Consider the following 14,082-nt stretch of genomic DNA (forward strand, 5'->3'; position numbering starts at 1 on the left):
CATCCGGCTAAAACCCGGCTAATAGCACCGGGCTAAATCGCAAGGCATTAAACCGGCGCGCTGGTATAGATTATCCGACAACTGCCGATCCAGGCTCCCAGACCGACGGATAGCATGACATGCGGTTTACCGCAACGGATGGCGGGCAGCGCCGCATCCAATAACAACAGCGGGTCGGTGGTGTAGCAATGGCCGATATCCGGCATGAGGCCCAGTGCGATATTTTCCAGCGGGTGGTGGTGACGACGGGAATAATTGAGCCAGCTTAATCGATTGATGTTGTGGGGGAGCAGATGAAAAGGCTCCGAACTACCGGAAGTGATTGGTTGTAGTGCGTCGAGAACCAGTTCATCGTGAGCCTGGAAAAACGCTTTTCTGGCCTGTTCACTGCCGTGGATCCCTTCATGAAACTCTGGTCGTTGCCCAAGATAAACTGGACCGATTTGAAGACCCGATGGCTGATTTTCCAGTAGCAAGGCTGCAAAGGCATCGCCTGCGAGCGTACAGCCGGGAAAGTAGCGCTCCTCAGTGGCTAATGCTGATAGGGTATCGCCAGCAATAATCACCACCCGCTCTGCTCGTTGTTGCGATAACAGCCGTTGTGCCAGATCCAGTGCCCAGAATAGCGTCGCGCAGTTTTGCTGGTCCAGTTCGTAGCAAGGCGCATGTGCATGAATAAACGGGTGTTCACGACCAAGCTGCGCCAGCCAGTGGGATTGTTCTGGCGACTGAACCGGCATGCCGTGCGCGTAAATCAGCACATCAGCCGGGCGTTCGGGGTGTGCAGACTGGTGTTGTAATTCACTGATCAGCCGATGGAATACCGACGCCAGCGGTATGTCATTATCGAGAGCGGCGACGTGTCGGAAGCCGAACAACTGCGAGAAGACCCGGGCTTCCGATGCGCTGGCACCCGCTGCCTGGATGATGTCGCTGGCACTGAGCCGACGCTCTGGTATCCAGGTAACAAAATGGGTCAGACGCACTATTCCAATCCTTGCAGAGCGACAGCGCTGAGCATGTTCTGATAGTGAACCAACAGCAGATAATCGCAGCCTGGCTGGTAATTTTCCGCCAACGCGACAAACGGTGCCGCACAGACCAAATGCGGATTGGTGGCGATGCCGTTCATGGATGGCGGTAAGGTCGCCAGCAATAGCGGCTCTGCCACCACGCATAAGCGGTTGCGCTGTAGATCAAAACGCTGGCATAAGGCCGTGACGGTTTGCGGTAATGTTTGCGCTGTGGGCTGGGGGTGACGACAGAAGCCCCGATAATGCAGCGCGCGCTCATGACAACAGACGGAAAACAGGCAGGCGTTATTTTCCGGGGCGATCGAGTCGAGCAAATCAGAATGGTATGGCAGGCTGCTTTGGTCGGCTACCAACAACAGCGAGTCGTGGTTATCTTCACGCTGACAGTTGGCAATGCTGGAGAGTGCAAACAGCGCCGCATCCGGTCCGCGATCGCTGATAGTCAGTGCCAGACAAGCCGGTAATCCTAGCGACTCAATAACATAGTTAATCACCGAACTGCCAAGGTGCAGGTCCGGCGTCCAGTGTGCCATCAGCACGCTATCAATATGCGATAGATCGTTTCTGGCCCGGTAAACCGGCAGCAACTGGTTGATCATACTGATAAACGCGGTCATGTCGCTGGTCTGGCTACGGTGTTGCAAATTGACCAGCCGTTCATGCCAGTCAAGGCCGTTGCTGGCGAAAAACCGGGAGGCATAGCTGTGCCAATAGTACTCCTGCGCCGGGCTTATCGCCTGTCGCGGCATACTGATGGGTGCCGTAAAGCTGCGGTGCAGTATTGACCGTGGGTCAAGATACGTGGGCACAGACGCCTCCCCTGGCGGTATAGCAGCGGAAACTGTTCATCAGGTGAATATTGGCGGTGCCTTCCATGTATTCAAATGCCAAGGCATCACGACAACGACGGCGTAACGGCGTGTCTTCCAGCCAGGCTTGTTCGCTCAACAGGTGTGGCATACGGTGTGCAACCGTTTCCACGAACAGCGTGCAGTGTCGTTTGAGCTGGCTGGTGGTGTGATAGTGCGACTGACCTGACTGGTAGCGCACGGCAATGTCCGACAATTGCCGACGCAGCAGGTGGTAAGTCCGCCACTGCTGGGCGTGCCAGCGCTGTTGGTCGGCCGTTAAAGGGGTGTTATCCAGCACCTGCAGCAATCCATAGGCGGTGCCGAGTGCCATTGCGCTGACCATCGGGCGGTGGCGTTCAAACACTTGTCCGAGTGCGGCCAACCCTTGATTGAGCCCTTTGCGGTCGTGACCCAGAATGCGGTCCGGCGTCACGGCGAGTCCGTTAATCTCGAGTTCTGTCAGATTGGAGCCCTGTAATCCGAACTGTTGCAGCGGCGTGATGGTCATATGGGGCGCAGCCTGTTCCGGCTCGACCATGACCAGCAGTTGGCGGTTATCTTCACGGGCGAAAACCAGCCCGACGGACGCCAGCTGCGCACCACCGATAAATTTCTTACGGGCATTCAGTAGATAACCGTTTTCTGTCGGCGTCAGTTGCGAGGCGATCGATTGTGTATCGGAGCCGACATCTGGCTCGGTAACGGCAAAAAACGCCCAGCAGGGCGGTTTATTAAAGCGGGAAAAGAAGAACGCCTGTTGCTCCGGCGTACCGAGAGTCGTCACCGCTCGCGCTGACAATGAAGCCCCAGGCAACATCATCAAACCGCTGGCATCAAAGCGGCTCAGGTATTCCAGCATATCGATGTGATCGCTGTAGTGGCAGGCCTGATAGTCCCACTGTCGAAAGGGAATAAACTCGGATGGGATGCCGATATAGGCGATGGTATAAAGCAGTTCATCCTCAAGACAGGACAGTGCCTGCTGACGATCGGATTCTACCTGACTGGCGGCGTGCCGTAATTTTTCGCCCAGTGCATCCAATTCTTTTAATACATTATTGAACGTAAGCGCTTTCATGAGCTGTCCTGTTAGTCGAGTCGCAAAACATACCATTCGCACGATAACTCTGTACCTTATCGGGAATAACGGCGTTGTATTGTCCGGTATTGCAATTAGGTCAAATTTCAATCAGTAGCGAGGAGTAGGTGGCACCCAACCCGACGCTGACCAGCAATACGGCATCGCCTTTGTGCAGACGTTGCTGTTGCTGCAACTGGTGCAAATTAATAAACGGATCCGCGCCAAAGCAGTGACCATATCGCGGGACATTTTCCAGAAAGATTTTTTCCCGTGGAAAATGCATTAATTGCGCCAGACGATGCCATGACGCCAGGTTGACGTTATGTGGCGCTATCCAGTCGACACGGTCCATGGTGATCCCAGCCTTGTCGAGTGCCGCCTGCAGGTGCTGGCGGGTAAAATCGACATAATGTTGCCCAAAGTCTGATGTTTCATGTTCATCAGCGCCTTGCTGGATACTGAAGCGGCCATCCTGCCCAGTGTAGCGGCTGAGGATGGCTGGTCCGTTACCGTTACGGGTCAGTAATACTGCACAGGCGGCTTCACCCATCAGCGTCGTGTCTTTGATCAGTTTGACCCTGGGGTGAAACGCTTTCTCGCCGATCAGCATCAAACCAAACGCACCAGGCGAGAGCTGTTTGAGTAACCATTCTGCCGCCGTTAGTGGGGTCGCGCAGTGGCCCATGGTCAGGCTGGCAAACTCGGTCTGGCGTGGGAAGCGCTTCAGCCATGAAGGGGTCAGGCTGGCGGTGTCGAACACCCGTACACAGGGAACGGTATGACAGTGCACAACATGGCTGATGGCGGCGAACGCCTGCGGTTGGTTATGTTGTATCTGGTCGACAACCGGTGTGAGCAGATCGTCCAGCGTGCCGGGGCCACCATGAAAACGGCGCAGTCCGTAAAAGCGGTCAAACATGCGGATATCAAGCCGACTCAGGCCGACTTCCTGTGCGACATCGTCCAGCGACTGAATGTCGGGGGGGAATGCGATTTCTATCGCTTCAATGTGTCCCAACACAAGTGCGCTCCTGACAGTGGGCAAGGAAGAGAAACGTGATCAGCGAGTCTGGTGTCGTGGTAACGGGAATTATCATGATAGCGGCTGATAACGTTAGTGCGGGTAAAACCGGCAGTAGCGATAGGTGACCGGTTGCGCGTCAGCGCATGGGCTGACACGACGCAACGGATCGCTCAGGTAGAGTACGGTGCCATCATGATCCAGCAATGTGCAGGCGAGGTCACGCTCGGCCAGTGTCCGCCCCTGAGCTTTGATCCCCAGACTGCGATGAAAGCCCGGTGCTGCATAAAGCAGGCTTTGCAACAGTGGTGTGCGAAACTGGGGCGGCACGCCATGATACTCATAGAGCAGGACGCTGTTGGCATGGTGGGCACAAAAATGGCGGCAGAGTGCGATCACCTCGGCGGCGTGCAGGCCGGATTCATCACGGTGAACCGGCTCATGCAGAAACCAGGGCATGTCAGGGTTGGCGTCATTCAGGGCAAACCAGGGTAACAACAAGGCATGTTGTTCAGCGCTAAGCGGTGTGGCGCGCGTCTCCACCGTCAGACTTCCGGCTTCCTGTGCTATCGCGTGGTTGATGGGGGAGATAACGGGAGACTCCACACTATGCCCCCCGATAACCGTGATTAATCAGGTGGATGAACGTGGTACCTTCGGTATATTCAAAGGCTTTCACATCGCGCCAGGCTTTTGCCAGACGAGGATACTCGCCCAGCGCGGCTGGTGGCGCATGATGAATCGCGGCCATCACCACGTGCTCGGCCACCCGGGTGGCGGTAATTTTGGCAAGCCCGGCGTCGCGCCCACAGTTTTCGCCTTGCTCAAAACGCTCACAGACCATGCGTACCTGCGCCATCGCGGCCTGCAACTGACGCCGGGCTTTCAGTAACCAGGCAGCACGTGGCGTAGACCAACGCTGTTGCAAGGTGAGATCAAGTACGGAACGGGCGACACCCAGCGCAATAGCACCGACACAAGGGCGTAATGAGTCGAACGTTACCATCGCGGAACGGGCAAAACGCTCGGTCGGTTTCAGGTGTTGTCCCAGCAATGCACTGTCCGGTACGAACACATCACGAAGCCTCAGATGCGATACGTTGCAGCCGGGTATACCGTTGATGGGGATGCGTTCGGCGAACACGCCATCCTGATGACGTGGTGAAAACGTGAAGACATTAATGCCAAGCGGACCGGATGCGGTACGGGCGAACAATACGCCGGTATCGGCGATGACACCGTTACCAATCAGATACTTCTCGCCGTTTATCAGCCAGCCGCCATCCACCTTGACGGCGCTGGTCTGGATTTGTTGTGCGTCGCTGCCAACTTCCGGTTCGGTCATGGCAAAACAGCTCCAGGTCAGTTCGCGATTAAACTGGGAGAAGAACGCATCTCGCTGCGCCTGGTCGCCCATATTATCGACGACCAACGCCGCCATACCGGGGCCAGGTGCTGCGAATAGCAGGTTAGGGTCGATATAACCGAACGACTCATAGGCCTCGCAGCGCAAAGGTAACGGCAATACCCGCAGGGCGTCGCCCTGTTCCTCTAGCCAGCTCGTTGGCTGGTAATCCGCGGGGACACCCAGTGTATTGAGCATGGGAGCCAGTGAGTACTGCGCCGTCAGGCGCGCTTTCTCTGGGGCAACGTCGATTTGCCCGCCAAGGTGGCGTCCTTCAGACACGGTGTCTTCAATCAGACGCTTTAAGGGCAAAAGGAAGCGAGCGTAATCATTCACGCGGTTTCTCCTTGCGCGATCAGGCTGGTACTGCCGGACATGATCTCCATGATGCCTGCCTCCGGTTTGTACAGATGACTGGCCAGCGGTCCTTGTGGGTAGGCATGGAATGGACGCGTCAGCGCCAGCCAGCCATCTGCACGTAACTGCTGGTATTTCTGGTTGAAGTCATCGACTTCAAAGCAAATATGGTACGGCAGGCAATCTTTGCGTTCTTTGTCCAGCATGCCGCTTAACAGCCGGTTTTCCGGCAGCGGTTCCACCAGTTCTATCTGCATATCCTGACGGGTGGTATTCATGAAGGTAACGTAAATCTGCTGGGCGCTGACTTTCTTGCGATACACCGTGATCTGGGGGAAAAAAGTTGCCATCGCAGCGATAGTCGCATCACTATCTTTGACGATATATCCAAGATGGCTGAATTTCATGACTTTTCTCCCATCAATGCCGTTTGTAACAGACTACCGGCAACAGCGGTTTTTTTTTATGCCTGCTTGCAGGTCGTACCGCTATTTTGGTGGGCTATAGAGCGTTGTGCTATTGCCCCGCTCTGGTAGCACATCGGTTTCGCATTGCTGCATCAATGCCTGACGGTCGGTCTTGCCATGTAGCGTCAGGGGAAACGGGCCGGTGAAGCGGATGATGCGCGGCATCATGTAAGCGGGGAGCCGTTGTGCCAGAGAGCGCCGAAAGCTATCGCGGTAGGCGGCGGTATCGAGACCGAGATGGACGCATAACACCAGTTCAGTCACAACATTGTTGCTTTTCTTGATAAGTACAACGGATTGTTTTACCTGCTCGCACTGACTGGCGGCCTTTTCAATTTCAGCCAGATCAATACGATTACCATGCCATTTTATTTGGCTATCGGTACGTCCCTGAATAAACAAGTGCCCTTGCTCATCCTGGTAACCAATATCGCCGGTACGGTAATAGCGTTCGTTGCCATCCCGAGTGCCAAATGCCCGGTTAGCCGGTAGATCATGTGGTAAGTAACCCGCACCAACCTGTGGTCCCAGAATGACGATTTCACCGTAATGGCCAGCCGGCAGCGGTTTTCCCTCCTCATCCCAAATCTCAATGTCGTTTGCACCATGCGGGCGTCCCAATGGTAAGGCGCCTGCCTTTTTGGCATCCACAGGGGGTAAACATAACGCATGGGTCACACAGGTAGTTTCGGTAGGGCCGTAGGCATGCCTTATTTCTGTTTGTGGGAAGCGGGTTTGGAGCGTTTGTACCAATAATGCAGACACCGGCTCTCCGCCGACGAAAAGCACGCGCAGCGCAGGCAGGTTCTTCGCGTTGAACTGACGGTCGATGCACATAATGTCCAAAAAGCTGGGTGTGGAAAACCAACTGCTGGCTTTTACAGCGGACTCGGTGAGTAACTGTAGGTTCTTACGGGGTCGGATATTATTAACGTGATTGAGCATCAACACCGGTTTACCTGCCGCCAGTGAAGGGAATAGATCCATGACGCCCATATCGAAAGACAAGCACGCGTGATTCACGTGGCCACCGGGAAATTCCTCCGCCTGAAGGCTGGGAATGTACCAGTCAGAAAAGGCCGCGAAATTCCCATAACTGATTTTGACCCCTTTCGGTTCGCCGGTGCTGCCGGAGGTGGTCAAAATATAAAATATCTGCTCAGGTGCCGCCCTGACCGGCACGGTGTGCGATGGGGTATCCGGCAGCGAGGCGGTAGTACAGAGCGGGATGGATAGCGACGGTAACGCGGTGCGTGGCGGGCAGGCCAGCAATAGCAAGTCCGCCTGTGTCACCGCGACAATATGTGCGATACGGGCAGACGGATTGGCGATATCGACAAAGGTGAACGTGATGGCCTCAAACGCGCAGGCCAGCATGGCGGCGGCGGCGTCCAGTTGCTTGTGGCCGTAAATCATCACGCAACGCGGTTGGTGCTGCTGTAGCGCCTGACGTATGGCTCCCACCCGCACGCCTAGCTGCGCAAAGGTATAGCTACCTTCATCGTTGACGATAGCGAGATGCTGTGGGGTTTCCCGTATCCGGGCCTGAATCGGATTAAGAACTGACGAAAACATAGCGTTTACCCTTATCAAGCGCCTGTTGCGCGATACGCTGGCGGTCTAGCTTGCTGTTGTGGTTGAGCGCGGCCTGGTCTACCGGATACCAGAATTTGGGCACCATATAGAGCGGAAAGTAGCGGCGTAAATAGTCCGCCAGCGCTGGCAAAATATCCGGCTGACTGGACAGGATAAACGCCTGTAGCCCCTGAGGGGTGTTGTGTAAGAGCCACGGGGTGACAATCACATCCTGCACGTGCGGGTGCTCCCGCAGTGCATTTTCGATGTCATCGAGGGCGATGCGGTAGCCCTGTATTTTTAACTCGCTGTCTTCCCGACCGTGAAAATAGAGCAGGTTATGGCGTAGTGAGCCCAGGTCGCCGGTGCGGTAGTGACGCGTACCGTCGGGATGAACAACAAAGCGTGATGCCTGAATCGGCGATGCGTTCAGGTAGCCTTCGCTCACTGCCGGGCCGCTGATAACGATCTCTCCACGTTCGCTGTCCGCCGGGGCATCAATGTGCACAATGACGCCCGGGCGGACATAGCCCAGCGGCAGCGGTGTATCGTCATTGAGCATATCGGGGGTGATGTCGCAGGCGGTAATGGCGACCGTGCACTCTGTCGGGCCGTAGGTATTGACGATGCGGCAACCGGGAAAGGTGTGCCACAGCGAGCTGACGACCTCTTTCGTCAGCACTTCGCCGCAAAAGATAAAGGTTTTCAGGTGCGGCAGATTGTCCTGACAAAATGCCCGATCCCGCAGATAGTTGCGGGTGAGCGACGGTGTGCTTACCCAGGTCTGGATACCTGCATCGGCATGGCGGGCGATCATTTTGCGGGTATTGATGAAATCGCGGTAATCCAGCACTGAAATTGGCTGGCGATAATGCCACGCCAGCCACAGCTCGTACTGGGCGACGTCAAAGCAGTAACGAATATTGCCGCTGATTGCGCCGGATAGGTGAAAGGCCTCGACTGCCCAGCGAACGAAGTGCGCCAGATTAGCGTAACTCACCTGAATGCCTTTGGGGGCGCCGGTGGTACCGGAAGAAAACATAATGTAGGCGATGCCGCTGACCGCGTGTTGGCCGAACGCCTGCCCCATCTGATGGCAAAAATCAGCCAGTTGGGCGGCGGGCTGACGGGGTGCGGCGTCTGTGGCGTCATCGCCTGCTGTCAGTGACACCGTCAGCGTCGGGATACCACTCTGCGGCGCGGCCTGACTGGTGGCGTTAAGTATCAGCCCGGCCTGAATACTGTTGGCGATAAAACGCAGGCGCTCGTCGGTGTTATCGGTTTCGACCGGGACCACCGGGTGGCCGGTTAACAGGCAGGCCCACCAGGCTACCAGACAGGCCGGGTGCTTGTGCCCGTAGAGGATAACCGGTGCCGGTTGCGGGCGGCCACTGGCGGCATGATGTGTGCGCAGGTGTTCCGCCAGCGCCAGCGCGCCGTGGTACAACTGGTGGTAGGTCAGCTCACCGTCAATGTGATGGCAGGCCGGGGTGTGGACACCATCGAAGCGCGCCAGCAGGGAAGTCAGGTATTGCCACGATGCGATCATACACAAGAGACGCCATGCTCCCGTTGTGAGTGAATGAAGCGGCTGAGCGAATCGATGGTGCTGAGCTGCTGGCTATCCAGTGTTACCGGGTCTATCGATAGCCCTTCGATCATCTCTTCCAGATACATCATCAGTTCGATGAAAATACCGCTCTCAAACCCTAAATCTCGCTCCAGATCGGTGTGCGGATGCAATTCCGACAGGTCATCGGTTTCCAGCACCATACCGATCGCCGTGACGATCTTCTGGTAATAAAAATCCGGGTTGTAGTCGGTGGTGGCGGGGCAATCAGTATCATGTGACATCGCGGTTACTCCATCAAACCGGGTTGTGGGCAGGCGGCTAGCGTTGTCCCTGCCATCAGTTGTTCCTGCAGCAACGTACGGTTGACCTTACCATTCTGATTCAGCGGTAATTGCGGCATTAGCAGGAAACGGTGCGGCACCATATACGATTCCATCTGGGTTTTGCTCCAGCGCGACAAGGCCTTTTCGTTCAGATCGCCACGGGTAACGACACAGGCGATGATTTCATCGCCGTAAATCGCATGCGGTATACCGACAACGGCTACCTGCACTACTTGCGGATGACGGTTGAGCACAGTTTCCACTTCTTTGGGCGCGACTTTCTCACCGCAGCTTTTCAGCATTTCGTCCCGACGGCCGATGAAATAGAGCAGGCCCTGATCATCCAGCCGACAGATATCGCCGGTGTAGAGGACGTTTTCGCCCGGCAACAGGCCGGGGCGCAGTTTCTCGGCGCTCTTCTCGTCATTGCGCCAGTAGCCACACATCACCGTCGCGCCGCGGATCACCAGTTCGCCGGTGGCATTGCGGGTATGGCGCTGACCATTGTCGTCCACCACCCACAGTTCGGTATTCGGAATCGCGATGCCGACGCTTTGCGGATGGGTGGCAAGGTACTCTGGTGGCAGATAGGTGCAGCGGTGGCACTCGGTCAGCCCGTACATCGAGTAGATGCGTGCGTGTGGAAAGATATGGCGTAATTGGTCGATATCGCCGGTATGCAGTGCGGCGGCGGTGTTGGTGACGGTACGAATCGAAGCGAAGTTGTAGCGCGAGGCCAACGGTGCTATCAGACGCAGCATGGTCGGCACGATAGGCAGCACTGTCGCGCGCAGGGTGACCATACGTTGCAGCGCTAACAGGGGCCGACGGAAATCCGGCTCCACGATTAACGTACACTGCGCCAGCGCAGACATAATGACCTGATATAACCCGTAGTCGAAGCTCATCGGAATGAACGACATGATGCGGTCATCGTCGCGCAGTTGCAGGTAACCGGCTACTGAGCTGGCGGCGGTAATCATATTGCGGCGGCTGAGCATCACCCCCTTGGGGTGACCGGTAGAACCGGACGTGTAGATAATGCACGCCAGATCAAGGTCAATACCTGTAGCGAGCCGCTCGCACTCAACGGAGATGCGGTACGGTTCGTTCGCCAGGGCCGCAGCCACCTCGTGGCTAAAACAGACCCGGGTGTGGCGATTAAACTGCTGCCAGTGCTCACTGACCTGAGCGATGGTGATTTCATCGTTAAGGGCTGGGTCGGCTATCAGCAGGCGACATCCGGCGTTATCTACCAGCCAGCTGAGTTTACCGGCCTTGGTTTCCGGGTTCAGCGGAATGAAGATCGCGCCCAGATATTGCAACGCCCAGAAATAGAGCACGAACGTCAGTGAGTTTGGCATGTAGACGATCACCCGGTCACCTTTCTCCACCCCTTTTTCCCGCAAATAATCCGCCAGTTGTCGGGCTTGCAGGCGCAACATAAACCAGCTGATTTCGCGATCGGTATCGATGACGGCGGTTTTATTGGCCGCTTCTTTGGCGGCCCGGTCAAGCCAGTGAGTCAGATGGGTAATGTTCGTCATGGAGCATCCTTAATGGGGACAGGAAGAGCGGGTGAACATTCCGGTGTGGTGCGGCTGATAACGCAACACACAGGTGGTGAGATGACGTGCTTCTGGCACCGCCAGCAAGTAACGGTGACCCGGTTGTGCCTGTTGTTTCAGGTAGACAAAGGGGGCTGCACACAGTAATGACTCTGGCACGCTTACCCGTTGGCAGTGAGGAACGCCGCCTTGCAGCGCCTCAATCAGCGCCGGGCTACCCAGTAGCGTCAGCGGTAGCGTCTCTTGCATCGGCAAGCGTGCGAGCAGGTGGCGCAGGGTCACCGTCAGGTCGCCGTTATCGGCGTAAGGCTGGCGATAGTAGCCTTCAAATACCAGTCCGCTGGCTTGCCCGGCTGGCCGTTTTTCTATCCGCATCAGGCAGCAGTTTTTCTGGGGTCGCAACTGTGCCAGTCGTTCGCTGGGATAAGGCGCGATCTCCTGATCGGCAATCATCAACAAGGCTTCATGCCGGTCATCTTCGCAGGCCAGATAATCATCGATGGCGTGCAGGGCGAACAACGGAGCCGCCAGGCCGCGATCCGAAATCGAAAACCCGAACGCATGGTGAGCCTCGCACGCGTTGATCAGGGCATTAGAAACGGCGCAGCCGAGGTCGCTATCCGGGGTCCAGTGGGCGAATACCACCACATCAAGCGGCTGTAATGTATGACGCGCCTGCAATTCAGGTAACAGCGCTTGCATCATCGCGGTAAAGGAGTGGCTGCTATTCAGCCAGCGGTTCAGCACCGCGCTGTCCGGCTCGGCTGTTTCGCCGTGAGAGCGAAAAAAAGCCCGCAGGTAATCCGCCATCAGTGCCTGACTCGGGTGCGGCACCCGTGATGCGTCATCACATTCAGGTGCGCTTGCCGATGAGAACGTACGCCAGACCAGGTCATCCGGCTGGATACACAACGTCATGATGCCTCTCCGTGCCAGAGCTCAACCGGCTGTTGGCGAGCCAGTAACTGTGCCGTGGTCTCCGGCTGGCGAATCTGAATCAGCCGGTGTCCATCCACCATCACTTCCGCCGGGTAACCGAAGCTCAGGAACAAACCGGGTGAGGCGGTTAACCCATAAGCGCCGGAATGAGTGATACCGATCAGGTCGTCGACCGCCAGCGTCGGCAGCAGCACGTTGTCGCCCAGCAGGTCGGTAGGGGTGCAAAGCGGTCCGCTGACCTGATAAGGCTGCACCGGCCGGGAGTGATTATCACCCAGTCGTAACAGCGGAAAGTTTTTACGCAACATGCTGTTCAACCCTGCCGCCGCACTGTGGCAATTGGCTCCGCCATCGCAAATGGCGAATGTCTTTCCACCCGCGGTTTTCAGGGTGTTGACTCGGGTGACGAACAGACCCGCTTCCGCTACCAGATAACGCCCCAGCTCAATGATGATTTGCGTATCGGCGGCCTGGCGGCGGAAATCCGCCACAATGGGGGCGATCGCATCACCCAGTGCCGGTAAATCCAGCGCTGTTTCTTTGGGGAAATAAGGAACGCCAAAACCACCACCGATATCGACAAAATCCAGCGTTAGCTGGTGTTGATCGCGCAGGTTTAGTGCCAGTTGCAGGATATTTTGAGTATTGTTGGCGATAGCCTGGGCGTTGAGGATTCGCGTTCCCAGATAGACATGAAAACCGCGCACGGCAAGCGAAGGCCAGCGGGACAGACAAGCCAGCACGGTTTGCAACGTATCCAGCGTCATCCCGAACTGGGTAGGTTTTCCGCTCATCACCAGTCTGGCGTGTTCACTGCTAAAATTCGGGTTGATGCGTAGCGCCACCGTCTGTACGGTGCCAGCCTGTGCCGCCAACTGGTTGATATTATCCAGCTCGGTGACGGATTCCACCACAATCGCCCGGATACCACAATTCATGGCGTGCGCCAGCGCCGGTAGCGACTTGCCCGGCCCGACATACAGAATATTTTGCGGTAAGACACCGGCTGCCAGCGCGGTATCCAGTTCCGCGGGTGAACACACCTCGCACCCCGTCCCTTGCTCCACCAGCGTTTTCACTACCGACAGGTTCGGGTTCGCCTTCAGAGAATAGTACACCGCTGTTCCGGCTGGCAGTTGCTGATAGAGCTGCTGAAGCTGGCGACGTAGCTGGCGGGCGCTGTAGACATAAAAAGGCGTGCCGACATGCCGGGCGATCGTCGCAACCGGTATCTCTTCTACATAGCCGTTGGCAAACAGACCATCGTTAGCAAACAGCGCGTCAGGCTGGGTGGCGGGGTGAGCAGGGTCAGCCATGATGAAGCCGCTCACGCAGGAACGTTGTCAGACTGGTCAGATTCTGGAAGGCATCGAACACGCGGTCGTCTGTCAGATCAAACAGGTCACCGGTCAGATGATAAGCCGCTTCGCAGTGATCGCTGAGTACGGCAATCAGGCTGACGATATTGATGGAATCCAGCAGCCCTTCGGCACCGAACAGCGCAGCGCCTTGAAAGATCTCGGTGATACGACCGTTATCGATGCCGATCGCGGTGAGTTTATCACGCAGAAGGGCATGCAATGTGTCATCATCGTGATGAGTCACTACCGTATAATCCATTCTACTCCCCCTTATCGTTGTTTTTTGGGAGTATAACCAGCGTTGTCTTCGGGCGTTTTGTTTGAGATTGCATGCCCGTTGATGTACCGGTAGGCATATCGTCAGTTAGGAGGCAAAAGGCCCATAATGTATTCGGATGGCGGTATTTCGCGGCGTTTACGGGTGATTTATGTCAGAAGCCTGCGGTGGGAAGAGAGTGGAATTGGCGTGATGGCATCATGGTGGCGGATAAAATGACCTTTCCCCCTCCTGCGAACGGTAACAGGAG

The 14,082-nt window shown here is 56.3% G+C and carries 14 protein-coding genes; all 14 read right to left on the reverse strand.

Annotation, left to right across the window (positions count from 1 at the left end):
* Nucleotides 1–47: 47 nt before the first annotated feature.
* The 14 genes from LF929_RS00510 to LF929_RS00575 all read right to left on the reverse strand — a co-directional run bounded on the left by LF929_RS00510 (nucleotide 48) and on the right by LF929_RS00575 (nucleotide 13,814).
* Nucleotides 48–986: a 3-oxoacyl-ACP synthase gene (locus LF929_RS00510; protein ID WP_226093367.1), complete on the reverse strand. Its 939-nt coding sequence runs from the start codon at nucleotides 984–986 to the stop codon at nucleotides 48–50.
* Nucleotides 986–1,843 carry a hypothetical protein gene (locus LF929_RS00515; protein WP_226093366.1) on the reverse strand — a complete coding sequence of 286 codons (858 nt, stop codon included), beginning with the start codon at nucleotides 1,841–1,843 and terminating at the stop codon, nucleotides 986–988. The genes LF929_RS00510 and LF929_RS00515 overlap by 1 nt, the downstream gene beginning before the upstream one ends.
* Nucleotides 1,827–2,963, reverse strand: a complete 1,137-nt coding sequence (locus LF929_RS00520; protein ID WP_210175088.1) for an acyl-CoA dehydrogenase family protein — start codon at nucleotides 2,961–2,963, stop codon at nucleotides 1,827–1,829. Before LF929_RS00520 ends, LF929_RS00515 begins: the two co-directional genes overlap by 17 nt.
* 100 nt (nucleotides 2,964–3,063) lie before the next feature.
* Nucleotides 3,064–3,987 (reverse strand): 3-oxoacyl-[acyl-carrier-protein] synthase III C-terminal domain-containing protein, encoded by a 924-nt coding sequence (locus tag LF929_RS00525; RefSeq protein WP_226093365.1) that lies wholly within the window; start codon nucleotides 3,985–3,987, stop codon nucleotides 3,064–3,066.
* 93 nt (nucleotides 3,988–4,080) lie between these two features.
* Nucleotides 4,081–4,593, reverse strand: a complete 513-nt coding sequence (locus tag LF929_RS00530; RefSeq protein ID WP_226093364.1) for a hypothetical protein — start codon at nucleotides 4,591–4,593, stop codon at nucleotides 4,081–4,083.
* A 1-nt stretch (nucleotide 4,594) separates the two neighbouring features.
* Nucleotides 4,595–5,728 carry an acyl-CoA dehydrogenase family protein gene (locus LF929_RS00535; protein WP_226093363.1) on the reverse strand — a complete coding sequence of 378 codons (1,134 nt, stop codon included), beginning with the start codon at nucleotides 5,726–5,728 and terminating at the stop codon, nucleotides 4,595–4,597.
* On the reverse strand, nucleotides 5,725–6,156 hold the full coding sequence (locus LF929_RS00540; protein WP_038902949.1) for a VOC family protein: 432 nt from the start codon (nucleotides 6,154–6,156) through the stop codon (nucleotides 5,725–5,727). The genes LF929_RS00535 and LF929_RS00540 overlap by 4 nt, the downstream gene beginning before the upstream one ends.
* A gap of 81 nt (nucleotides 6,157–6,237) precedes the next feature.
* The gene (locus LF929_RS00545) at nucleotides 6,238–7,791 is read right to left on the reverse strand and encodes an AMP-binding protein (RefSeq protein WP_226093362.1); all 1,554 of its coding nucleotides are present in this window, start codon (nucleotides 7,789–7,791) and stop codon (nucleotides 6,238–6,240) included.
* Nucleotides 7,772–9,340 carry an AMP-binding protein gene (locus tag LF929_RS00550; RefSeq protein ID WP_226093361.1) on the reverse strand — a complete coding sequence of 523 codons (1,569 nt, stop codon included), beginning with the start codon at nucleotides 9,338–9,340 and terminating at the stop codon, nucleotides 7,772–7,774. The genes LF929_RS00545 and LF929_RS00550 overlap by 20 nt, the downstream gene beginning before the upstream one ends.
* Complete coding sequence (locus LF929_RS00555; protein ID WP_012882857.1) at nucleotides 9,337–9,645, reverse strand: acyl carrier protein; 309 nt, start codon at nucleotides 9,643–9,645, stop codon at nucleotides 9,337–9,339. The genes LF929_RS00550 and LF929_RS00555 overlap by 4 nt, the downstream gene beginning before the upstream one ends.
* A 5-nt stretch (nucleotides 9,646–9,650) precedes the next feature.
* Nucleotides 9,651–11,234: a class I adenylate-forming enzyme family protein gene (locus LF929_RS00560; protein ID WP_038902953.1), complete on the reverse strand. Its 1,584-nt coding sequence runs from the start codon at nucleotides 11,232–11,234 to the stop codon at nucleotides 9,651–9,653.
* Nucleotides 11,235–11,243: 9 nt separating this feature from the next.
* Complete coding sequence (locus LF929_RS00565) at nucleotides 11,244–12,173, reverse strand: hypothetical protein (RefSeq protein ID WP_210175094.1); 930 nt, start codon at nucleotides 12,171–12,173, stop codon at nucleotides 11,244–11,246.
* Complete coding sequence (locus LF929_RS00570; RefSeq protein WP_210176813.1) at nucleotides 12,170–13,510, reverse strand: type III PLP-dependent enzyme; 1,341 nt, start codon at nucleotides 13,508–13,510, stop codon at nucleotides 12,170–12,172. Before LF929_RS00570 ends, LF929_RS00565 begins: the two co-directional genes overlap by 4 nt.
* Nucleotides 13,503–13,814, reverse strand: coding sequence for a hypothetical protein (locus LF929_RS00575; RefSeq protein WP_038906678.1), 312 nt, complete (start codon nucleotides 13,812–13,814; stop codon nucleotides 13,503–13,505). Before LF929_RS00575 ends, LF929_RS00570 begins: the two co-directional genes overlap by 8 nt.
* Nucleotides 13,815–14,082 lie beyond the last annotated feature (268 nt).

It is taken from the genome of Dickeya oryzae (genome assembly GCF_020406815.2).
Taxonomy (GTDB): Bacteria; Pseudomonadota; Gammaproteobacteria; order Enterobacterales; family Enterobacteriaceae; genus Dickeya; species Dickeya oryzae.